The sequence below is a fragment of the Streptomyces sp. NPDC048507 genome, from assembly GCF_043199995.1.
Taxonomy (GTDB): domain Bacteria; phylum Actinomycetota; class Actinomycetes; order Streptomycetales; family Streptomycetaceae; genus Streptomyces.
Map to the genome: position 1 here is coordinate 320,436 of NZ_JBICWZ010000002.1, position 22,182 is coordinate 342,617.

A 22,182-nucleotide genomic window follows, 5' to 3' on the forward strand; every position below is an offset into this window, starting at 1 on the left:
GTGGTGCGCATGTGCCGCTGGCTCGCCTACTCGGGCACGCCGATGCTGCTCGACGCCGTGCTCTACCGCCCGGAGCACTCGCTGATCAACCAGAGCCTCCATGCCCGGATGGGGGTGGAGTCGACCAACGGCGACGGCTTCGGCATCGGCTGGTACGGCCCGGACGGCGACGGGACGCCGGCGGTGTTCCGCGACATCGGTCCCGCCTGGAGCGACCGCAACCTGCGCGAGCTCGCCGCGCACGTCCGTTCGCCGCTGTTCTTCGCGCACGTACGGGCCTCGACCGGCTCGGCGATCCAGCAGACCAACTGCCATCCGTTCCGCCACGGGCGCTGGATGTGGATGCACAACGGGGCGATCGCGGACTTCCCACGGTTGCAGCGCGACCTGTGCATGGCGGTCGACCCGGCGCTCTTCCCCTGCATCGAGGGTTCCACGGACTCCGAGGTGATGTTCTACCTGGCGGTGACCTACGGCCTCGACCAGGACGTCCCGGGCGCGGTGGCCCGGATGGCCGGTCTGGTGGAGCACCTCGGCAAGGAGCACGGGGTGCCGGATCCGCTGCAGATGACGGTGGCCGTGAGCAACGGCGAGTGCGTGTGGGCCTTCCGCTACTCCAGTCTGGGCAGGTCGCGCTCGCTCTTCTACAGCAGCCGGGCGGAGACCGTGCGCCACCTCCACCCGGAGGTGTCCTACCTCCAGGCGATCTCCGACGACACCCGCATGGTGGTGTCCGAGCCGCTCGGGGACCTGCACGGGGTGTGGAACGAGCTGCCCGAGGGCAGCTACGCGGTGATCCCGTCCGCCCCGGACGCGGACTACCATCCGTTCTTCCCCGAACCGCTCTGAGGGCCGGGCCGGAACGCGCCCGAGCCCCGTCCGGGCGGACGGGGCTCGGGCATGCCGTCTGCTCAGGTGTTGAGCAGCCGGTTGAAGAACGACCGGTACTGCTGCAGGGCGAGCCGCAGGTCCTCCGTGGCCACCTGCTCGCCGCGGTCCCACTGCTCCTGCAGCCCCTGCTTGCGGGTGGAGAACGTGCCCGCCAGGGTCTGCATGACCTCGGCGACCAGGGTGTCGGCCGACCGGACCGCGTCCTGCGGGTCGTCGACGAACCGGCCCTGGATGTCGCTCCACGTCGTGCGGTACTGCTCCGCCTCGCCGGTGTCGAGCAGCGGTTCGGTCTCGCCCGGAGCCGGTCCGGCCCCGCCGGACCCGTCCTGCCGCAGGTCGCCGCCGCGCACGTCGTCGCCCCGCACGTCGTCGCCGCGCAGGTCGTCGCCCCGTACGCCGTCGCCGCGCGGGTCGTCACCGCGCAGGTCGTCGCCCCGTACGCCGTCGCCGCGCACGTCGTCGCCGCGCACGTCGTCGCCGCGCACGTCGTCGCCGCGCACGTCGTCGCCGTCGCGCAGGCCGGGGGTGGCCTCGCCCGGGTAGAGGGGCGCCTGACCGGCGCCGCCCGCACCGGGGTGCGCCAGGTCCTCGGTGGTCAGACCGGGGTCACCGCCGCGGCCGTCCATGTCCTCGTGGGTCTGCATGTCATCGGCTCCTCTGGTCGGTCAGCAGGTCTTCGAACAGGGCGCGGTAGTGGACCATCGCACCCCGCAGCTCTTCCGTCGTCGCCTGTCCGTTTCCGCTGCGCACCTTGACGTCGTGCGCGGCGCGGTAGTGCTCCAGCGTGCGTCCGTGTTCGACCGACAGGTCGCGGACCGCACCGTGGTAGCCCTCCGTCGGATATCCGCGCTCCCCCATCAACCGGGAAACGAGCGCGTCGGCTTCGGACACCGACCCTTCGGGACGGTCCACGAAGTGCTCCTGAACTCCGCTCCACTCCTGCGCGTACTCGCTGCGCCGCTCGGCGGAGAGTTCCTTGATGTCGAGCTGGTCGTGCCGTTCCTCACGGGCGCGCAGGTCGCGCTCGGCGGCGAGCCTGCCCCCCTCTTCGTCGACGGCGCGCTCGTATTCGGGACCGAACCGGTTGCGCAGGTGGCGTCGTCGGGCCAGCATGCCCATGAGCGCGGTGATCGCGAGCACCACGAGTACCGCGACGACGATGATGATGATCAACATGCTTGTCGACATGTCCGGCCTCCATCCCGGGGCCATCGGCCATCCCCTGTGTGTCGACGCGCCTGCCCGCCCTGCCCCCGGGCAAACGCGGGGGCGGGGTCCTCTGCGGGGTCAATCCCCGTCCGCGGCGGCCCCGAAGGGACTGTCGTCGAGGTGCGCGAGCAGGTCGGCGGGGTGCCGGTACACGGCGCGGGCACCGGCCCCTTCGAGGTCGTCGCGCGGGATGCCGCCGCAGAGCAGCCCCACGCAGGCGACGCCGGCGCGGGCGCCCGCCTTCATGTCCCAGACGCTGTCGCCGACGAGTACGGACCCGTGCGCGGACGCGCCGGCGAGGCCGAGGGCGTGCCGCACCGGATCCGGGGCGGGCTTGCCCCGTTCCACGTCGTCGGAGCTCGCGGTCGCGGCGATGGCGTCGTCGGCGCCCACCGCCCGCCTGAGCGCGTCGAGTTCGCTGTCCCGGGCGGAGGTCACGAGCACCACCCGCCAGCCGCGCCGGTCCAGCTCGCGCAGCAGCGCGGCCGCCGCGTCGAAGGCGGCCAGCCGGTCGAACCAGGTGGCGTAGAGGGTGCTGTGCGCGGCGCTGAGCCCGGCGTCGGCGTCCGTGTCGCGCCCCTCGCCCAGCAGGTGCGCCAGGAGGTCTTCGCCGGGCAGGCCGATCGCGCGGTGGACGTCGTGCATCGCGACGTCGTGGCCCGCCTGCCGCAGCGCCTCCCACCAGCAGACGACGTGCAGGTGGTTGGTGTCGGCGAGGGTTCCGTCGACGTCGAACAACGCGGCGCGGTTCACGGTGTCACCCCCCGGGGTTCAGTCGCCGAGTTCGCGCTTGAGCTCGGCCTTGTTCATGGACGACCGGCCGTGCAGGTTGCGGCGCCTGGCCTCCGCGTAGAGCTGGTCGTAGGTGGGTCCGCTCGCGCCGCTGTGGGAGTGCAGCCCGCCGCGCCGCGCGGAGGACATGTCCTCGGTCGAGCTCTTGCTCGCGGTCTTCGACTCCCCCGCCCGGGCCCGCTCCTTGTTGACCGTGCGGGCGGCGATCTCCTCGGCGCGGGCCGGGCTCTCGCCGCGTTCCCGCACGCTCTCCTTGATGTGCTCGTACTGACGCTCGCGCTTGGGGCTGGACCCTCGCGGCATGACGACCGCCTCCTCTCGCGCCGCGGCGCCGCGGCGCGGCCGCTGATCGGCCGCGCGCCGGCGGTCGCCGGAGCCGCAGGGCGCCTACCCGCTGCCCGCCCCCGCACGCGTCGTCGGGCCGCTCACCTCACCGCACCTGGATGCCGATCAGGCAGGTGTCGTCGTCGGTGTCGGAGCGGCTGTAGGTGAGCAGGTGGTCGAGCCTCCCCTCCAGGCTGCTCGCCTCCTCGGCCGCGACGGCGATGAGGTGGCTCAGCGTCTCCGCGACGGAGGTGTCGCGCCGCTCCACGAGGCCGTCGGTGTACATGAGCAGGGTGTCGTCCGGTTCGAGCTGGATCTCCTGTTCGGTGTAGACGGTCTCCGGCAGCGCTCCGAGCAGGAGGCCGCCGGTGAGGGGGAACACCTCGGCGGCGCCGCGACGGACGAGGACGGGCGGCAGGTGGCCCGCGCGGGCCCAGCGCAGGACGCGGGTGCGGGGATCGTAGACCCCGCAGACGGCGGTGGCGGTCACCTGGTCGGTGAGGTGGTGCGCGACGGCGTTCAGCCAGGTCAGCAGTTGCGCCGGGCCGGCTCCGGTCACCGCGAGGCCGCGCAGGGCGTTGCGCAGGATGACCATGCCCGTGGCGGCCTCGATGCCGTGGCCCGCCACGTCGCCCACGCACAGCAGGATGGACCGGCTGGGCAGGACGGTCGCGTCGTACCAGTCGCCGCCCACCAGGGCCTCTTCCTCGGCGGGCCGGTAGCGCACGGCGACGCGGATGCCGGGGACGTCCAGCGGGGCGGGCGCGGGCGGCATGATCGCGTGCTGGAGCTGGAGGGTCAGTCGGGTGCGTTCGACGGTCTCGGCCTCGCTGTGGGCCAGCCGGTCGCGGGTGGCGGCGAGGGCGACCTCGGTCCAGTGCTGGGAGGAGATGTCCTGGTAGGCGCCCCGGACGGTGTGCAGGGCGCCCTGCGCGTCGAGGACGGGCTCGGCGACGATGCGGACGTGCCGCGTGATGCCGTCCGGGCGACGCAGACGCACGTCGATGGCGGCTTCCCGGTGGTGGTGCAGCAGGGTGCGCAGGAAGCGGGTGATGGCGATGGCGTCGTCGGGGTGGGCGTGGGCGGCGAGGTCGCGCAGCGGGACGGGCGGGGTGGTGGGAGGCAGTCCGTAGAGGGCGAAGAGCTGTCCGTTCCAGGTGATCCGGCCGCTGACGACGCCCTCCTCGAAACCGCCGACGCGCCCGAGCCGCTGGGCGTGCCCGAGCAGGCTCGCCAGCCGCGCCGTCTCGTCCTCGACCCGCCACAGGAGCAGCAGGGCTCCGCCGTGGCGGCTGATGCCGATGTCGGCGAAGGAGGTCAGGGGGACCTGGTCCACGACGGCGGTCAGCGACATGCGCTCGGTGCGCAGCGGTTCTCCCGTCGCGTGGACCCGCTCGATCTTCTCGAAGAGGCCGTCCGCTTCGGCGAGGGCGTACGCCTCCAGGAACAGGGAGCCGACGACGGAGCCGGTGGGCCGGCCGGCCGGGTCGACGAAGGCGGCGTTGGCGTGGTGGATCCGGAAGTCGGCGAGGTGGCCGCGCGCATCGAGGAGGGGGATGAGGATCAGGGCGGGGTCGTGGAGGTTGTCGCTGAGGTCGGTGAGCTCCGCTATGCCCGTGCCGGGAGGCGCCTGGGCGGAGCCCTCGTACGGGGTGGGGGAGGCGTCGTCGAGGGTACGGGCGCACAGCTCGGCCAGGGCCTCGATCTGCCGGACGATCCGGGGCTGCTGGCGGGGCTGCGGCTGGGGCCAGGCGACCTCCACCACTCCGATGATGCGGCCGCCCGTGCCGGCGGGCACCGCGAGGCGGGCGCCGTGGGGGTGCCTGCGGCGGCCGATGGTGGGCAGGCCGTCGTCCGCGAGGGAGGCGATGAAGGCGGGTTCGCGGCCGGAGAGGGCCAGCCGGGCGCAGGTGGCGACCTCGGGCGGTACGTAGCGCCAGCGGGCGGCTTCCTCGTCGGTGAATCCGGCCTGGCCCACGAGGGTGAGGGAGGAGTCGGCGTCGGCGAGCCAGATCGCCACGCCGGTCGCGCCGAGCGGTGCGAGGGCGTTCTCCAGGAGGGCGGCGGCGACGGACCGGGCGTCCGGGGAGGCCAGGACGCGGCTCTCCGCGCTGCGCAGCCGCAGGGCGGTGGTACGGCCCTCGTCGCCGCGCTCCCGGGCGGCGCGGGCGAGGAACTCCGCGGCGATCTGGCTCACCCGGTCGCCGGCCGCCTCGTTGATGACGTCCACGGCCAGTTCGAGGGGTTCGGTGCCGGACCGCTCGGCGAGGGTGGCCAGCTGGTGGGCGGCCTCGGCCGGACCGCAGCCGAGGCGGCCCATCAGGACGCCCTTGGCCATCTCGACGAGGGCCCGCCCGTCGGCGGCGTTCTGGGCCGCCCGGACTTCGGCGCGCAGCCGTTCCACGGCGGCGGCGAGCCGCCCCGCCTCGGCGTGCTGCTGCCCGGCGGCGGGCGGCGCCGGCTCGTCCTGCGCGGTGGGGCGGCGGGGGCCGGGTGTACGCGTGGGGGCGTGCGGGTCGCCGACGTCCGGCACGTGGTTCACGGGGTTCCTCGTCGTCTGGGGCGGTGGGGGGCGAAGGGCCGCGGGGGGCCCGGCTCGCTCACTCGGGGTCGCGGACGATCCAGCGGCGGACCCGGCCGATGAGGTCGTCGGCGTCCACGGGCTTGGTGACGTAGTCGCTGGCTCCCGCGGCGAAGCTCTTCTCGCGGTCCCCCGGCATCGCCTTGGCGGTGACGCTGATGATGGGGAGGTCCGCGTAGCGGGGGATGCGGCGGATCTCTCCGGTCGCGGCGTACCCGTCCATCTCCGGCATCATCACGTCCATCAGGATCAGGTCGACCCGGGGGTTGGCGATCAGGGCCTCGATGCCCTTGCGGCCGTTCTCGGCGTGCAGGACGCGGATGCCGTGGAGTTCGAGGATGCCGGTGATCGCGTACAGGTTGCGCGAGTCGTCGTCGACGACGAGGACGGTGCGTCCCGTCAGCTCCCCCTCGATGACGTGGGCCGGGTGGCTGCCGGTCTGCTGGCGGACCAGCGGCAGGACGTCGGCGGCCTGTTCGGCGGACAGGTGCAGGGTGATGCGCTCGCGCAGTTCGTCCAGGCTGGAGAGGAGTTCCAGGGGCCGCCGGGAGAGGTGCTGCTGGAGTTCGCGTTCCTGTTCCGCGTAGAGGCGGCTGGTGCCGTGCGCGAGGACCGGCGTGGCCGACAGGGCGGCGTCCCCGTCGAGGGCGTCGAGGAAGCGGATGGCGCCGTCGCGGGAGAGGCCGAGGTCGAGCACGACGCAGTGCACCGGGGCGCTGGCGAGGGCCGCGGCCGCCTCCTGGGAGCTGGTGACGGTGACGACCTCGACGGAGTCCTGGTCGCCCGCGGGGCCGCGTCCCTGGGCCAGGTCCTGGGAGGCGCTTTCGGCGACGAGGGTGAGCAGGCCGTGGGGCCGCTCCTCGATGATCAGGAGCCGGCGCTGGTGGGGTACGGAGAGGGAGGCGGCCGGGGCGGTACCGGGGCCGGGTCCGCCGTCGGCCTCCGCCGTGCGGGCCTCGGCCGCGGGCAGTTCCCGGGCGGCGAAGTCGGGCCGGGCGACGGGCAGGTAGAGGGTGAAGACGGAGCCCTCGCCGAGCGCGCTGCGCGCCGTGACGGCGCCGCCGAGGAGGTGGGCGATCTCGCGGCTGATGGACAGGCCCAGTCCGGTGCCGCCGTACTTGCGGCTGGTGGTGCCGTCGGCCTGCTGGAAGGCGGCGAAGACGGTCTCCAGCTGCGCTTCGGCGATCCCGATGCCGGTGTCCTTGACGCGGAAGGCGACCATGGCCTGGTACGGGGCCAGGCCGGGCGGGAGTTCGCCGGCGGTGACGGGTTCGATGTGCAGTTCGACCCGGCCGTGCTCGGTGAACTTCACCGCGTTCGAGAGCAGGTTGCGCAGGATCTGCCGGAGCCGGGCGTCGTCGGTGAGCAGGTCCACCGGCACTCCGGTGGCCGTGCTGATCTCGAAGCCGAGGCTCTTTTGGCTGGTCAGCGGCCGGAAGGTGGCTTCGACGTAGTCGAGGAGCTGTTTGAGGGCCACCCGCTCGGGGTTGATGTCCATCTTGCCCGCCTCGACCTTGGACAGGTCGAGGATGTCGTTGATGAGCTGGAGCAGGTCGGAGCCCGCGGAGTGGATGATGCCCGCGTACTCGACCTGCTTCGAGGTGAGGTTGCGCGTGGGGTTCTGTGCCAGGAGCTGGGCGAGGATCAGCAGGCTGTTGAGCGGCGTGCGCAGTTCGTGGCTCATGTTGGCCAGGAACTCGGACTTGTACTTCGAGGCCCGCGAAAGCTGCTGGGCGCGGTCCTCCAGCTCCTGCCGGGCCTGCTCGATCTCCAGGTTCTTGGCCTCGATGTCCCGGTTCTGGCTGGCGAGGAGCGCGGCCTTCTCCTCCAGTTCGGCGTTGGAGCGCTGGAGTTCGTCCTGCTGGACCTGGAGTTCGGTGGAGCGGGCCTGCAGTTCGGCGGTGAGGCGCTGGGACTCGCCGAGCAGTTCGTCGGTGCGCGCGTTGGCGACGATCGTGCTGACGTTGGCGCCGATGGTCTCCATCAGCTGGCCGAGGAAGTCCCGGTGGACGGCGGTGAAGGCGCGGAAGGAGGCGAGTTCGATGACGCCGAGCACCTGCTCCTCGACCACGATGGGCAGGACCACGAGGCTGGCGGGCGCGGCCTGGCCCAGGCCGGAGGAGATGAGGTAGCCGGCGGGCAGGTCGTCGATGGCGATGGTGCGCCGGCTGCGGGCGGCCTGGCCGACGAGGGTGTCGCCGCGCCGGAACCGTACGGTCGCGGGGCTGTCCGCCGGCCGGCCGTACGAGCCGAGGAGGGTCAGCCAGGTCTCCGAGCCGGTCTCCTCCGCCAGGTAGAAGGCTCCGTAGCTGGCCGACACCAGGGGGGAGAGCTCGTCCATGACGAGCTCGGCGACGACGGCGAGGTCGCGGTGCCCCTGCATCAGGGAGGAGATGCGGGCCAGGTTGGACTTGAGCCAGTCCTGTTCCTGGTTGGCCCGGGTGGTCTCGCGCAGCGATCCCACCATGGAGTTGATGTTGTCCTTGAGTTCGGCGACCTCGCCGGAGGCGTCCACGGTGATGGAGCGCGTCAGGTCGCCCTCGGCGACGGCGCTGGCGACCTCGGCGATGGCGCGGACCTGCCGGGTCAGGTTCCCGGCCAGCTCGTTGACGTTCTCGGTGAGGCGCTTCCAGGTGCCGGAGACCCCCTCGACCTCGGCCTGGCCGCCGAGCCTGCCCTCGCTGCCGACCTCGCGGGCGACGCGGGTCACCTCGGCGGCGAAGGCGGAGAGCTGGTCGACCATCGTGTTGATGGTCGTCTTCAGTTCGAGGATCTCGCCGCGGGCGTCGACGTCGATCTTCTTGGACAGGTCGCCGTTGGCCACGGCGGTGGTGACGAGGGCGATGTTGCGGACCTGGCCGGTGAGGTTGTTCGCCATGGAGTTGACGTTGTCGGTGAGGTCCTTCCAGGTGCCGGCGACGTGCGGCACGTGGGCCTGCCCGCCGAGCCGGCCCTCGGTGCCGACCTCCCTGGCCACGCGGGTCACCTCGTCGGCGAACGCGGAGAGGGTGTCGACCATGGTGTTGATGACGCCCGCCAGGGCCGCGACCTCGCCCTTGGCCTCCACGGTGATCTTCTGCGAGAGGTCGCCGCGGGCGACGGCCGTGGCCACCTGGGCGATGGAGCGGACCTGGCCCGTCAGGTTGGAGGCCATGACGTTGACGTTGTCGGTGAGGTCCTTCCAGGTGCCGGAGACCCCGCGGACGGTCGCCTGGCCGCCGAGGTTGCCCTCGGTGCCCACCTCGCGGGCGACGCGGGTGACCTCGTCGGCGAAGGCCGAGAGCTGGTCCACCATCGTGTTGATGGTCTCCTTCAGCTCCAGGATCTCCCCCCGCGCGTCCACCCGGATCTTCTGCGACAGGTCCCCCTGCGCGACGGCCGTGGTGACCTCCGCGATGGAGCGGACCTGCGCGGTCAGGTTGTCGGCCATGAAGTTCACGGAGTCCGTCAGGTCCCGCCAGGTGCCGGAGACCCCCTTGACGTCGGCCTGGCCGCCGAGCCTGCCGTCCGTGCCCACTTCCCTCGCCACCCGGGTGACCTCGCCCGCGAAGGCGGAGAGCTGGTCCACCATCGTGTTGATGGTGCTCTTGAGCTCCAGGATCTCCCCGCGCGCGTCCACCGCGATCTTCTGCGACAGGTCCCCCTTGGCCACCGCCGTGGCGACCTGGGCGATCGAGCGGACCTGCGCGGTCAGGTTGCCCGCCATGAAGTTGACCGAGTCCGTCAGGTCCCGCCAGGTGCCGGAGACCCCCTTGACGTCGGCCTGGCCGCCCAGGATGCCCTCGGTGCCGACCTCGCGGGCCATGCGGGTGACCTCGTCGGCGAAGGCGGAGAGCTGGTCCACCATCGTGTTGATGGTGTTCTTCAGCTCCAGGATCTCCCCGCGCGCGTCCACCGCGATCTTCTGCGACAGGTCCCCCTTGGCCACCGCCGTGGTCACCTGGGCGATGTTGCGGACCTGGTCGGTGAGGTTGCCCGCCATGAAGTTGACGGAGTCCGTCAGGTCCCGCCACACGCCCGCGACCCCGGGCACCTGCGCCTGGCCGCCGAGGCGTCCCTCGCTGCCGACCTCGCGGGCGACGCGGGTCACCTCGTCGGCGAAGGCCGAGAGCTGGTCCACCATCGTGTTGACGGTGTTCTTCAGCTCCAGGATCTCCCCGCGCGCGTCCACGTCGATCTTCTGCGAGAGGTCGCCCCGGGCGACGGCCGTGGCGACCTGGGCGATGTCACGGACCTGGGAGGTGAGGTTCCCGGCCATGGCGTTCACGGAGTCGGTGAGGTCCGCCCAGGTGCCCGAGACGCCCGGCACCTCCGCCTGGCCGCCCAGCGTCCCCTCCGTACCCACCTCGCGCGCCACGCGCGTGACCTCGGAGGTGAACAGGGACAGCTGGTCGACCATGCCGTTGAAGACCGTGGCGATCTCGCCGAGCAGCCCGTCCGCACGGTCGGGCAGCCGGGTCCCGAAGTCACCGTCGCGCACGGCGGTCAGACCAGCCAGCAACTGGCGCAGCTCCGGCTCCCCCACCGCGCCGGGCATCGCCTGGACCTCCGGCTCGCCCGTGAGACCCGGACCTTCCGCAGCCGGCTGTGACATCGTGCCCCCTGATCCGTGCGCGGCGGCCCTCGCCGCCGACAAATATCTGAAGGCTACCGCCCCCGGGAGGATCGCCGTACGGGACGGAGGTATCCGCGGGTAGTACGGTGAGCTGCCGAACGACGCCGACAGCAGGGGGAAAGCATGCGGGGCGGGTCTGGTGAGCACCACTCGGCGGGCGGCGAGCCCGAGCCGGCGGTGGCGGAGGCGGCGGTCCAGCCGGGTCCCGCCCTCACCGGCGCCGAGGCGCGCGCACACACGCGCGAGTTCCTGACGGCGCAGGGCCTGCCCGAGGGACAGCAGATGGACGCCGCGCTCCTGGTCGTGACGGAGCTGGTCACCAACGCACAGCGCCATGCCGGTGGCGTCCGCGCCTTCCGTCTGGCCCGTACGGACACGGGCGTACGGGTCACCGTCGAGGACGCGAGCCCGCGGTCCCCGGTGGACCGGGCCTCCCCCGCCTGGCAACCCGGCGGCTTCGGCTGGCCGTTGATCCACGAACTGGCCGCGAAGGTGGAGGTGGAGGCGCTCCCGCAGGGCAAGGCGGTGCACGCCCACCTCGAACTCGACGGCTGACGCCGCCCGGCCGGGCCCTCCCCGGCCACGCGGTCCGCCCGCGGGGCCGTGCATACTTCATCCGACCGAACGCGAGGGGACACGACATGTCGGACGAGATGCGGGCCCGACCGCAGGGCCCGGTCGGCGACAGCTACGCCGTCGACGGGATCTGGATCGTCGCTGCGCGCGGTGAACTCGACAGCGAGACGATCGGGCCGCTCAACGAGACGCTCGTCGAAGCGGGGAGCCTGCATCCCACCGTGGTCCTCGACGCCTCCGAGGTCACCTTCGCCGACTCGACGTGCCTGAACATGCTGCTGCGCGTCCACCGACTCACCCGGCTGCGCATCGCCGCGCCCCGCCAGCAGCTGGTCCGGCTGCTCGCCCTCACCGGCGCGGACACGGTCCTGGACGTGCACACCACGCTCGACGAGGCCGTCCGGGCCTGACCCGGGGGCCGGTCCGGCACGTGGAGAGGGGCCCGAACCGGTGCGGTTCGGGCCCCTCTCCCCCGCCCTTCCTCGGCCCGGGGCGGGCGGGCGGTCAGACGGGACGGCCGCCGAAGGGGATGTCCGGACCGTAGTAGACGGCGAGTTCCTCGCGGTAACCCGCGTCGGCGAGGTGCTCGTCACGGCGGAACTCGGGAGCGTTCTTGATCTGGTCCCGGGTCCGGCCGACGAAGACCTTCCGGTCGGCGGTCTCGACCCGGATCACCGTGCCGGCCGGCAGGAGGACCTCCTTGCCGAAGATCCAGACCCCGGTGTCGACGACCAAGTAGGCGTCACCGACCTCGTCGGAGTGCTTGTCGACCTTGCCGACGTTCCCGTCGACGGCCTCGACCGTGAAACCCGTCAGGTCGTCACCCGCCAGGTATCCCGAGGTCGGCTTGTAACTCCACGTCTGTTCAGTCACGCGAAAACAACTCCTCCGATAAACGGGAGACGGCGGGGAATGCCTGCCGTCCGTCCATTTCGTCGTCGTGTTCGGCCGCGGTGCGCGGCGGGCGCGGTCGTGGCGCGCCTACCAGCGGTACCAGCGTCCGCTGCCGCTCTTCGGACGTGCGACGAAGCCGATCAGCCAAAGGACCAGGACGGCGATCGCGACCCACCAGAGGATCTTCAGGGCGAAACCCGCGCCGAAGAGGAGCAGCACCAGCAGTAGAACGAGAAGCAGGGGAACCATGATTATCAACCTCCGAACAGACGTGTGCCCCGCGTTTTTCCGCTCACACAATCCTTCCGGGGGAATTCCGGCCCTCACCCGGTGGAATGGGCCCCCGTGATGAGACCGAGCAGGCCCGCCGTTCCGCCGTCGGCCAGGGCCCGGCGCTGGCGGTCGGCGGGGGTGCCTTCGCGCAGGAGCCGGTGCACGAGCGAGCTCACCTCGCGCAGGTCGCCCGCGTCCTCCAGGGCCGGGGTGATGTGCCGCAGCAGCGCGCACAGCACGTCCCCGCTGCTGTGCGCGCGGCCGCCCGGGTCCAGCAGCGTGCCGCCCAGGCCGTAGCGGGCCGCGTGCCAGTTCGCCGCGTGCACGAGCTCGGGCGTGGACACGATCGGCGGGACGTCCGCCTCGGCCTCGGTGATCGACGTGGCGACCAGGGCGCGGACGATGCCGGCGAACATCACCGCGTCGTCGGCACGGAGCTGGACGTCCAGGCAGCGCACCTCGACGGTGGGGTAACGGTCGGAGAGGCGGGCCTGCCAGTAGACCTGCCCCCGGTCGGCGATGGCCCCGGAGGCCACCAGTGCCTCCACGCGCTGTTCGTAGTCGCCGATGCCGCCGAAGAAGGGCGGCGGGCCACTCACGGGCCAGCGTCCGAACACGATGGTGCGCCAGCTGGCGAAGCCGGTGTCCCGGCCGTCCCACAGCGGCGAGTTCGCCGACATGGCCAGCAGCGTGGGCAGCCAGACCCGGATGCGGTTGAGCACCTCCACGCCGGTCTGCGGGTCGGGAACCGCCACGTGCACGTGCATCCCGCAGATCAGCTGCTCGTCGACGAGCTGGCGGGCCTCGCCCTCCATCTTCAGGTATCGCGGGGTCGGGGTCACCGGGACCGGCCCGGCCCCGCGCAGGGGCGCGGCCCCCGTGGCGGCGATCCGGCAGCCGTTCTCCTCCGCTGCCGCGCCCACCGCGTGGCGCAGCCGCAGCAGGTGGCCGCCGACCTCCTCCAGGCTCTCGCACACCGGGGTGGCCACCTCGACCTGGGCCTGGAGCAGCTCGTCCTGGATCTCTCCCCGTTCGGTGAGGGGGCCGATGCCCGCGGTGCGCCGCACCTCCTCCACCAGGGGGAGCGGCAGCCCGTGGGCGGGCTCCAGCAACAGGTATTCCTCTTCGACGCCTACCGTGATCACGGTCTGGGGCTACCCGGATACGCGAAGATCACCCCTGTCTCCGGGGTGGTCCTCACAGGGCTCGCAGGGCGGGCAGCAGTTCGGCCCCGGCCCACTCCAGGAAGGGTTCCTGGTGGTCGCCGCCGATCTGGACGAGGGCGACCTCGGTGAATCCCGCCTCCGCGTAGGGGCGCACCGCCCGGACGAAGGCGTCCACGTCGTCGCCGCAGGGGATGGCGTCGGCGACGTCCTCGGGCCGGGTGTGCGCGGCGGCCTGCGCGAAGCCCTCCGGGCCGGGCAGCTCGGCGTTGACCTTCCAGCCGCCCAGGGCCCAGCGGAACTGGTCGTGGGCCCGTGCCACGGCGGCCGCGCGGTCGGGGTCGTAGCAGACGGGGAGCTGGCCGACGCGCGGTTTGCCCGCCCCGCCGTGCGCGTCGAAGCCCGCCAGGAGCTCCCGCTTCGGTTCCGTCGCGATCACGAGGTCGGCGAGGCGTCCGGCCAGCGCGCTGGAGCGGGGCCCGGAGACGGCGATCCCGATGGGGGGCGGCGGGCCGGGGAGGTCCCAGAGCCGGGCGTTCTCGACGTCGAAGTGCGCGCCGTGATGGCTCACGTACCCGCCGGCGAACAGGCGCCGGATGATGTCGACGGCCTCCTCCAGCATCTCCAGCCGGACGTGGGCGGCGGGCCAGCCGGCGCCGACGACGTGCTCGTTGAGGTTCTCCCCCGAGCCCAGCCCGAGCCGGAAGCGCCCCTCGGAGAGGATCTGGAGCGTCGCGGCCTTCTGCGCGACGACCGCCGGGTGGTAGCGGAAGGTCGGGCAGGTCACGTACGTCATCAGCGGGATGCGGGAGGTGGCCTGCGCGGCCGCGCCCAGCACGGACCAGGCGTACGGGGCGTGTCCCTGCGACTCCAGCCACGGGAAGGAGTGGTCGGAGATCACGGAGAAGTCGAATCCCGCCCGCTCGGCGCCCACCACGTGGGACACCAGTTCGCGGGGGCCGGCCTGCTCGGTCATCATCGTGTACCCGATTCTCACCATGCGCCGCGCCTAACCGCCACCGGACGCCGGAAACCTCCCCGGCTACCCCGTCTCCGGCGGCCGCCAGGCGGCCGCGGCGGCCGTGGCGGTGGGGTAGGTGGTGAAGACCCGGTCCAGGCCGACGATGCGGAAGATCCGGTGGACCCGGTCGGGCACGGCGGCCAGCACGATGTCGGCGCGGGCCCCGACCGCGTGGTTGCGGGCCGCGATCATCACGGTGATGCCGCTGGAGTCGCAGAACGTCAGTCCGGAAAGGTCGACGACGAGCTGCTGCCCGGCGCGGAGCTCCAGACCGGGCAGCAGGGCGCGGACCTGGGGGGCGCTGTGGTGGTCCAGGTCTCCGGCGAGTTCGACGACCGGCCCGGCGGGGGTGGTGTGCGTGTGGACGCTCAGGGGGTGCACGGCGGCTCTTCACTGGTGGGTCGGGGCACGTGGATGGCCAGGACGGCCGTGTCGTCGTCCACGCCCGTGCCGAAGGTGTCGAGCAGGCGGCGGATCGCCGTGACCGCTGCGTCGGCGGTGGTCGGGGACAGTTCCGCGGCGAAGTCCAGGAGGGCCTCGTCGCCGTAGCGGCCGCCCGCCGCCGCGGTGTGGGCCTCGGTCAGGCCGTCGGTGTAGAGCAGGAGGGTGTCCCCGGGCGCCAGGCGGACGGTGGTCGTGGAGATCTGCGCGTCCTGCAGGACGCCGATGAGCTGCCCGCCGGGCGTGGGCAGGTAGGCGGCCGTGCCGTCGGCCCGCATCAGCAGGGCCGGGGGGTGTCCGCCGCCGGCGAGGGTGATGCGGAAGCCTCCCCGGTCGCCGTCGGGGGTGAGCAGGCCGAAGACGACGGTGCAGAAGCGGGGGTCGCTCTGGTTGTACTCGTGCGTCAGGACGGTGTTGAGGTTGCCGAGCACCGCCGCCGGTTCGGGGTCGTAGACGGCGGCCGCGCGCAGGGTGTAGCGCGTGAGGGAGGTGACGGCAGCGGCTCTGGCGCCCTTTCCGCAGACGTCGCCGAGGAACAGGCCCCAGCGGTCGCGGGCGAGCGGGAAGAGGTCGTAGAAATCACCGCCGACCTCGTCGGCGGAGGCCACGTGGTAGTGGGCGGCGACGTCCAGTCCGGGCACGTTCGACAGGGCCGGGGGCAGCAGGGTCTGCTGGAGGATGACGTTGAGGCGCTTGAGGCGTTCGCGTTCGCCCTCGGCCTCCTGGCGGGCCCGCAGCAGTTCGCTCTCGTAGGCGCGCCGGTCGCGGGCGTCGAAGACGGTGGTGCGGATGAGCAGCGGTGCTCCGTCGCCGCCGGTCTTGACGGTGGAGGTGACCAGGACCGGCAGGCGGCTGCCGTCGGCGGCCTTGAGTTCGAGGGCGATCCCGCTGATCTCGCCCTGCATCGCGAGGAGCGGCGCGAAGTGCGTCTCGTGGTAGATGCGGCCGCCGACCGTGAGCAGGTCGGAGAAGGTCCGCCGGCCCACGAGGTCCTCGCGGCGGTAGCCCAGCCAGCCCAGGAGCCGGGCGTTGATCTTGGCGATCCGGCCGTCGAGGAGGGTGGAGAGGTAGCCGCACGGGGCGTTCTCGTACAGGTCCTCGGCGCTGTCCTCCAGCAGTGCGGAGAAGCGGGCGGAGTCGGGAGTTCCGTCCTGCTGGGGTTCCGGCTCCAGGGCGCCTTCCCGGGGCATCAGGCGACCGAACGCGCAAACGCTCCGATGACCCCGGCGGTCTCGTCGGGGGCGCTGAGCTGGGGGCAGTGTCCCGTCGCGGCCAGCGTGACCAGGCGGCTGCCGGGGATCTGGTCGCGGACGTACGCGCCCACCTCCGGCGGGGCGATGGCGTCGTGCGAGCACTGGGCGACGAGCGTGGGGACGGTCACCTTCGCGAGGTCGGCGCGGTTGTCGGAGAGGAAGGTGACCCGGGCGAAGACGCGGGCGATCTCCGGGTCGGTGCGGCAGAAGCTGTTGGCCAGCTCCTCACCGAGCTCGGGGCGTTCCGGGTTGCCCATGATGACCGGGGCCATCGCGCCCGACCAGCCGAGGTAGTTGGCGTCCAGCGACTCCAGCAGTTCCTCGATGTCCGCGGCGCTGAAGCCGCCCCGGTAGCCGGTGGCGGGGTCGTCGACGAAGCAGGGCGAGGGCGCGAGCAGCAGCAGCCCCGCGAAGAGCTCCGGTTCCCGGGCCGCGGCCAGTACGCCCATCGTCGCGCTCACCGAATGCCCGACGAAGACCACCGGGCCCGGGGCGGCCTCGCGGCAGACCTCCAGCACGTCCTCGACGTACCCGTCCAGCGTCGCGTAGCGCTCGGGGCTCCACGCCGACAGGTCGGACCGGCCGGCCCCCACGTGGTCGAAGAGCACCACCGTGTGGTCGCGTTCCAGGGCCGGGAGGACCGCGCGCCACAGGTTCTGGTCGCAGCCGAAGCCGTGGGCCAGCACCAGCACCGGTCCCCCGGTGCGGCCGGTCACCCTCACGTGGTTCCTGCTCCGGACGTCCATGCGGCTCATCTTCGCAGACGGCGGGCACGCGCGGTCAGCCGAGCCGGAGCGCCACCAGGCAGGTGTCGTCCTCGGCGTCCGCGACGGCGAAGCCCTCCATGACGCGGTCGAGGGTCTCCTGCGCGGTGAGCCCGTCGCAGGAGGCGAGGGCGGCGGTCAGGGCGTCGATGCCCTCGGTGATGTCCTCGCCCCGCCGCTCGACCATGCCGTCGGTGTAGAGGAGCAGGAGGTCCCCGGGCCGAAGCCGTTCGGTCGCGGTGGCGTAGGCGTGTCCGGGGACCAGGCCGAAGAGGGGGCCCCGGTGGGCGGTGCCGAGCGGGCGGGCCCGGCCGTCGCGCAGCAGCAGGGGCGCGGGGTGGCCCGCGCACGCCCAGCGCAGGGTGTGCTCGGCGTCGATGTGCCCGATGATCGCGGTGGCCGTCTGCGACGCCGGGTCGGCGCACAGCAGCTCGTTGAGCCAGGTGGTCAGCTGTCCGGCGTCGGTACCGGGGGCGTGGGCGAGTCCGGCGAGGGCGTGCCGTTGCTGTGCCATGCGGGCCACGGCGTTCAGTCCGTGTCCGCAGGCGTCCCCCACGGCGAGCAGGATCCGGCCGTCGGGCAGCCGGCGGCACTTGTACCAGTCGCCGCCGACGGCTTCGGACTCGGCGGGCAGGTACGCCGTCGCGACGGAGAGCCCGGACTCGGCGAGTTCCGCGGAGAGCGTGGGCAGCAGGGCCTCGCGCAGGACCGTGGCCACCCGGCGCTCCGCGGCGGCCTCCTCCTCCAGCCGCTCCCGCTGGCGGCGGCTGGACGCCAGCCGCTGGCGGCTGCGCACCTGGGCCGTCAGGTCGCGGGCGATGAGGTGCAGGGCCCACGGGAGGCCGTCCGAGGCCGTGACGGGATGGCCCACGAGGTGCAGGGTGCGGATCTCGCCCAGTACGTCGAAGCGGATCTCGACGCCGGGCGGTTCCTCCCCGTCGAGCAGGCCGGTCAGCAGCCGGCCGAAGCGCCAGACGTCCTCCAGGAGCACCGCGTCGCACAGCTCGGTCAGGGACAGGGCCAGCCCGGCCTCCGTCCGGAAGATCGCGGCGAGCCCCTCCGACCAGGTGACGGCTCCGGAGAGCAGGTCCCAGGTGCCCCATCCCATCGAGGCGATGTACTGGGCGTCGAGCGAGAGCAGTTCCGTTCGGTTGCGGGCGGGCCGCCACGTGGCGAGGACGTTGCCCCCGCAGGACGCCGCGTCGTAGAGGAGCTGGGTGCGGTGGAGGCCGTCCGTGCGGTGCTCCGTGTAGTCCAGCACGTAGGCCTTCAGCGCGCGGCCGCTGTCGAGCACCCCCGAGAGCGCGTCGACCAGCCCGCCCGCCGCGGCGCCGGGCTGGACCTCCAGGAGACGGCGTCCGGCGTGCCGGTCGGGGGCTTCGAGCCAGTCGGCGGCCCGGACGTGGTTCCCGGCGCGGACGGTGAAGTCGACGGTGCGGCCCGTGCCGTCCTCCCGTACGGGGACGAGCAGGGCCGCGGAGACCGGGATGGCGGGCAGCGTCGCGCACACGCAGGCCCACGGGTCGTGCTCCTCGCCGGCGTCCGCGCCGCAGGAGTGTGCGTGGTCCCGGCCGCCGTCACAGGCACGGGCCCCGCCGGACGGCCCGGTGTCGTCGGCCGGGTCGGCGCTCGGCACTCCGGCGCTGCGCCGCGCGGCGCTGCGCAGGCCCTCCACCTCACGGGCGATCAGCAGTTTCAGCGTATCGGGGTCCCGCGGGGTGAAGGGCATCGTCCGTCCTCGGCGTCGCGATGGCCCGGGCCCGTGTCGCGGCCACAGGTCCGCCGCGGCCGTGCCCGGTCCCCCCAGGATGGGGGCACCTGCCCGAGATGTTCGGATTTGGGGCGGTTGTCGTTCCGCGCCGGTCGGCGGGACCGGCGCCGCGCCCGAGGTGCAGGCTCGGCCGGAGTGGGCAGGCGGGCAGATGACCTGGCAGCCCTGGGAAAGGACGGACACCGTGGCACGACCGAGGATCCTCGTGGTGGGCGCGGGCTTCGCCGGAGTGGAGTGCGTGCGCCGTCTGGAGCGCAGGCTGCCACCCGGCGAGGCCGACATCAGCGTGGTCACGCCGAACGCCTACCAGCTGTACCTGCCCCTGCTCCCCCAGGTGGCCTCGGGGGTGCTGACGCCCCAGTCCATCGCCGTCTCCCTGCGCCGCAGCAGCCGTCACCGCACCCGGATCGTCCCCGGTACGGCCATCGGCATCGACACCCGGGCGAAGGTCTGCGTCATCCGCAAGATCACCGGCGAGGTGACCGACCAGGCCTACGACCACCTCGTCCTGGCCCCCGGCAGCATCACGCGCACCTTCGACATCCCCGGTCTCCTGGAACACGCGCGGGGCATGAAGACCCTGGCGGAGGCCGCTTACCTGCGCGACCACGTCATCGCCCAGCTCGACCTCGCCGACGCCAGCCACGACGAGGCCGAACGCGCCGCCCGGCTGTGCTTCGTCGTGGTGGGCGGCGGCTACGCGGGCACCGAGACGGCGGCGTGCCTCCAGCGGCTCACCGATCACGCCGTCAAGCGCTACCCCCGGCTGGACCGCCGCCAGATCAGCTGGCACCTGCTGGACATGGCGCCCAAGCTGATGCCCGAACTGGGCGACTCGCTGGGCCGCGCGGCCCTCGACATCCTGCGGCGCCGCGGCATCCAGGTGTCGCTGGGGGTGAGCGTCGCCAAGGCCGGTCCGCGGGAGGTGACGCTGACCGACGGGCGGGTGCTGCCCAGCCGGACGCTGATCTGGACGGCCGGGGTGGCGGCGAGCCCGCTGATCGCCACGATGGACGCGGAGACGGAGCGGGGGCGCCTGGTGGTCACCCCCGAGATGACGGTGCCGGACGCGCCCGGGGTCTTCGCCCTCGGGGACGCGGCGGCCGTACCCGACCTGGCCAAGGGCGGGAGCGGCGCGATCTGCCCGCCGACCGCGCAGCACGCCCTGCGCCAGGGCCGGACCCTGGCCGACAACGTGATCGCCTCGCTGCGCGGCGAGCCCCTGCGGCCGTACGTGCACAAGGACCTCGGCCTCGTGGTCGACCTCGGGGGCACCGACGCCGTGTCGAAGCCGCTGGGCATCCCGCTGCGCGGCCTGCCGGCGCAGGCCGTGGCGCGCGGCTACCACTGGACGGCGCTGCGCACGAACGTCGCCAAGACGCGGGTCATGACCAACTGGCTGCTGAACGCGGTGGCCGGGGACGATTTCGTCCGCACCGGCTTCCAGATGGCGAAGCCGCCCGCACTGCGGGAGTTCGAGCACACCGACGCCTACCTGACGCCGGAGCAGGTACGGGAGCGCACGCGCGGGCTGGACACCACCGGCTGAGGATCCGGCCGTCCGGGGGCGCGGCGGCAGAGGGGCGCCCGGCCGGGGCGGCCGCGCGTGACGGGACCCGGCCGGGGTGCTCCCCCGGCCGGGTCCCGTCGCCGCGGCGGGCGCGCCGCCCGCGCCGCTCAGGCGCCTTCGGCCAGGACGGCCGAGATCAGCTCGCGCTGGTCGCGGGTCAGGGCGCTCTCGTCGAGGTCGATCACGTGGTCGTCGACCGTGATGCGGTAGTGGAAGCCGTCCGCCGTCGCCGGTTCCACGACCCGCCGGGCGAGCCCCTCCCATTGCGCGGCGTCGGGCCGGACCGTGGTGTCGACCTCGCGCGCCTTCTCCACACCGGTGAAGCCGCCCGAGCGGGTGACGCTGATCAGCATGACCGTTCTCCTTCGGAAGCCGGATTCGCGTGCGGGCCGGTTGCCCGGGGCGCGTCTGCCCCGGATCCCGCCGCCGTCCCCGCGCGGCGGCGGCGGCCCGGCGAATGGGCTTGATTGCACCGGCTCTTGGCCGACGGCCGTCGCCCCGCGGCCACCCGTCCGGACCGTTTGCCGCCGGACGGAGCGGGCAGACAGCGGTGCATGGCCGAACCCCCCGCAACGAAGTCAGGCACCGTCACCACCAAGGTGCCCGCCCGCCTGGACCGGCTGCCGTGGTCCCGCTGGCACTGGATGATCGTGATCGGGCTGGGGACCGTATGGATCCTGGACGGCCTCGAGGTCACCATCGTCGGCAACATCGCCAGCCGCCTCTCCGAGGACGACAGCGGCCTGGCCATCTCCGACGCCCAGGTCACGGGCCTGGCCGCCGCCCTCTACGTGGCGGGTGCCTGCTCCGGCGCGCTGTTCTTCGGGCGGCTCACCGACCTCTACGGGCGCAAGCGGCTCTTCCTGGTCACCCTCGCCGTCTACCTCGCGGCGACCGCGCTGACCGCGGTGTCCTTCTCCGCCTGGTGGTTCTTCCTGTTCCGCTTCCTCACCGGCTTCGGCATCGGCGGTGAATACGCCGCCATCAACTCGGCCATCGACGAGCTGATCCCGAGCAAGTACCGCGGCCGCGTCGACCTCGTCATCAACGGCAGCTTCTGGCTGGGCGCCGTCGCCGGGGCCCTGCTCTCCGTCGTCGCCCTGAACACCGACCTCTTCCCGGCGTCGGTGGGCTGGCGCCTGACCTTCGCCCTCGGCGTGGTCCTCGGGCTGGTCATCCTCGTCGTACGGCGCCACGTGCCGGAGAGCCCGCGGTGGATGCTGATCCACGGACGGGCGCAGGAGGCGGAGGAACTGGTCGCGGACGTCGAGCGGCGGGTGGAGGCGGAGAAGGGCCGGCCGCTGCCCGAGGCGGAGCGGTCGATGACGGTGACCCAGCGCGACGGCATCGGCTTCGGCGAGATCGCCCGGACCGTCTTCCGCTCCTACCCGCGCCGGGCCGTCCTCGGCCTCTCCCTCTTCGTGGGCCAGGCCTTCCTCTACAACGCGATCACCTTCGGCTTCGGTTCCATCCTCGTCGCCTTCTTCGACGTGCCCAGCGGCATGACCGGCTACTACTTCGCCGTCATCGCCTTCGGGAACCTGCTCGGCCCGCTGGTCCTCGGCCGCTTCTTCGACACGCTGGGCCGGCGCCCGATGATCGCGGGCACCTACATCCTCTCCGGCCTGCTGCTGTTCGTCACCGCCTGGCTCTTCGGCGCCGGTGTGCTCAGCGCGACGACGATGACCGCCTGCTGGTGCGTGGTGCTGTTCTTCGCCTCCGCCGGGGCCAGTTCGGCCTACCTGACGGTCAGCGAGATCTTCCCGATGGAGACCCGCGCGATGGCCATCGCCTTCTTCTACGCCATCGGCACGGCGGCCGGCGGCATCTCCGGCCCGCTGCTCTTCGCCGGGCTGACCTCCAGCGGGGTCGTCTCCGACGCCGTGATCGCCTTCTGCGTCGGAGCCGGGCTGATGGTCGCGGCCGGGCTGGTCGCCGTCTTCTTCGCCGTCGCCGCGGAGGGCAGGTCCCTGGAGGACATCGCGACCCCGCTCTCCGCCACCCCGGCCGCCGGCGACGCGCCCGCCTGATCCTCTGATCGCCC

At 73.0% G+C, this 22,182-nt stretch carries 20 protein-coding genes; 5 read left to right on the forward strand and 15 right to left on the reverse strand.

All coding sequences use genetic code 11. The features are described from left to right. Positions 1-9 precede the first annotated feature (9 nt). Positions 10-849, forward strand: coding sequence for a class II glutamine amidotransferase (locus tag ACGFXC_RS06555; protein ID WP_393710139.1), 840 nt, complete (start codon positions 10-12; stop codon positions 847-849). A gap of 62 nt (positions 850-911) precedes the next feature. Here ACGFXC_RS06555 and ACGFXC_RS06560 read toward each other — a convergent pair whose 3' ends face one another. The 6 genes from ACGFXC_RS06560 to ACGFXC_RS06585 form a co-directional block, all read right to left on the reverse strand. After that, positions 912-1,535, reverse strand: coding sequence for a hypothetical protein (locus tag ACGFXC_RS06560; RefSeq protein ID WP_393710141.1), 624 nt, complete (start codon positions 1,533-1,535; stop codon positions 912-914). 1 nt (position 1,536) lies between these two features. Further along, complete coding sequence (locus tag ACGFXC_RS06565; protein WP_393710143.1) at positions 1,537-2,079, reverse strand: hypothetical protein; 543 nt, start codon at positions 2,077-2,079, stop codon at positions 1,537-1,539. 99 nt (positions 2,080-2,178) lie between these two features. Further along, a complete protein-coding gene (locus ACGFXC_RS06570; protein ID WP_393710145.1) occupies positions 2,179-2,853 on the reverse strand; it encodes an HAD family hydrolase in 675 nt (224 codons plus the stop codon). A gap of 18 nt (positions 2,854-2,871) precedes the next feature. Then, entirely contained in the window at positions 2,872-3,195 is a 324-nt protein-coding gene (locus ACGFXC_RS06575) for a plasmid stabilization protein (protein WP_393710147.1), read from the reverse strand. 127 nt (positions 3,196-3,322) lie between these two features. Continuing rightward, on the reverse strand, positions 3,323-5,749 hold the full coding sequence (locus ACGFXC_RS06580; RefSeq protein ID WP_393710912.1) for a SpoIIE family protein phosphatase: 2,427 nt from the start codon (positions 5,747-5,749) through the stop codon (positions 3,323-3,325). 67 nt (positions 5,750-5,816) lie between these two features. Further along, on the reverse strand, positions 5,817-10,334 hold the full coding sequence (locus ACGFXC_RS06585) for a HAMP domain-containing protein (protein ID WP_393710914.1): 4,518 nt from the start codon (positions 10,332-10,334) through the stop codon (positions 5,817-5,819). A gap of 201 nt (positions 10,335-10,535) precedes the next feature. Here ACGFXC_RS06585 and ACGFXC_RS06590 point away from each other — a divergent pair, with 201 nt between their 5' ends. Further along, positions 10,536-10,967 (forward strand): ATP-binding protein, encoded by a 432-nt coding sequence (locus ACGFXC_RS06590; RefSeq protein WP_393710149.1) that lies wholly within the window; start codon positions 10,536-10,538, stop codon positions 10,965-10,967. A gap of 86 nt (positions 10,968-11,053) precedes the next feature. Next, entirely contained in the window at positions 11,054-11,398 is a 345-nt protein-coding gene (locus tag ACGFXC_RS06595) for an STAS domain-containing protein (protein ID WP_393710151.1), read from the forward strand. Positions 11,399-11,492: 94 nt separating this feature from the next. Here the strand turns inward: ACGFXC_RS06595 and ACGFXC_RS06600 are convergent, their stop codons facing one another. The 8 genes from ACGFXC_RS06600 to ACGFXC_RS06635 all read right to left on the reverse strand — a co-directional run bounded on the left by ACGFXC_RS06600 (position 11,493) and on the right by ACGFXC_RS06635 (position 18,526). Beyond that, positions 11,493-11,861 carry a PRC-barrel domain containing protein gene (locus ACGFXC_RS06600; protein ID WP_393710153.1) on the reverse strand — a complete coding sequence of 123 codons (369 nt, stop codon included), beginning with the start codon at positions 11,859-11,861 and terminating at the stop codon, positions 11,493-11,495. Between the two features lie 108 nt (positions 11,862-11,969). Then, entirely contained in the window at positions 11,970-12,131 is a 162-nt protein-coding gene (locus tag ACGFXC_RS06605; protein ID WP_393710154.1) for a hydrophobic protein, read from the reverse strand. 74 nt (positions 12,132-12,205) lie between these two features. Continuing rightward, positions 12,206-13,300 carry a glutamate--cysteine ligase gene (locus ACGFXC_RS06610; RefSeq protein ID WP_393710156.1) on the reverse strand — a complete coding sequence of 365 codons (1,095 nt, stop codon included), beginning with the start codon at positions 13,298-13,300 and terminating at the stop codon, positions 12,206-12,208. A 52-nt stretch (positions 13,301-13,352) separates the two neighbouring features. Beyond that, complete coding sequence (locus tag ACGFXC_RS06615; protein WP_393710158.1) at positions 13,353-14,318, reverse strand: LLM class F420-dependent oxidoreductase; 966 nt, start codon at positions 14,316-14,318, stop codon at positions 13,353-13,355. A 42-nt stretch (positions 14,319-14,360) separates the two neighbouring features. Beyond that, complete coding sequence (locus tag ACGFXC_RS06620; protein WP_393710160.1) at positions 14,361-14,720, reverse strand: STAS domain-containing protein; 360 nt, start codon at positions 14,718-14,720, stop codon at positions 14,361-14,363. Next, the gene (locus ACGFXC_RS06625; RefSeq protein WP_393710162.1) at positions 14,708-15,970 is read right to left on the reverse strand and encodes a PP2C family protein-serine/threonine phosphatase; all 1,263 of its coding nucleotides are present in this window, start codon (positions 15,968-15,970) and stop codon (positions 14,708-14,710) included. The genes ACGFXC_RS06620 and ACGFXC_RS06625 overlap by 13 nt, the downstream gene beginning before the upstream one ends. Then, complete coding sequence (locus ACGFXC_RS06630; protein ID WP_393710164.1) at positions 15,970-16,779, reverse strand: alpha/beta fold hydrolase; 810 nt, start codon at positions 16,777-16,779, stop codon at positions 15,970-15,972. The genes ACGFXC_RS06625 and ACGFXC_RS06630 overlap by 1 nt, the downstream gene beginning before the upstream one ends. Before the next feature lie 34 nt (positions 16,780-16,813). Further along, entirely contained in the window at positions 16,814-18,526 is a 1,713-nt protein-coding gene (locus ACGFXC_RS06635) for a PP2C family protein-serine/threonine phosphatase (protein WP_393710166.1), read from the reverse strand. 226 nt (positions 18,527-18,752) lie between these two features. Here ACGFXC_RS06635 and ACGFXC_RS06640 point away from each other — a divergent pair, with 226 nt between their 5' ends. Then, positions 18,753-20,117, forward strand: a complete 1,365-nt coding sequence (locus tag ACGFXC_RS06640) for an NAD(P)/FAD-dependent oxidoreductase (RefSeq protein WP_393710167.1) — start codon at positions 18,753-18,755, stop codon at positions 20,115-20,117. A gap of 128 nt (positions 20,118-20,245) precedes the next feature. On the opposite strand, the gene ACGFXC_RS06645 is transcribed toward ACGFXC_RS06640, so the two are convergent. Continuing rightward, a complete protein-coding gene (locus ACGFXC_RS06645; protein WP_393710168.1) occupies positions 20,246-20,491 on the reverse strand; it encodes a protealysin inhibitor emfourin in 246 nt (81 codons plus the stop codon). Between the two features lie 201 nt (positions 20,492-20,692). On the opposite strand from ACGFXC_RS06645, the gene ACGFXC_RS06650 reads away from it, so the two are divergent. Next, on the forward strand, positions 20,693-22,168 hold the full coding sequence (locus ACGFXC_RS06650; protein ID WP_393710170.1) for an MFS transporter: 1,476 nt from the start codon (positions 20,693-20,695) through the stop codon (positions 22,166-22,168). Positions 22,169-22,182 lie beyond the last annotated feature (14 nt).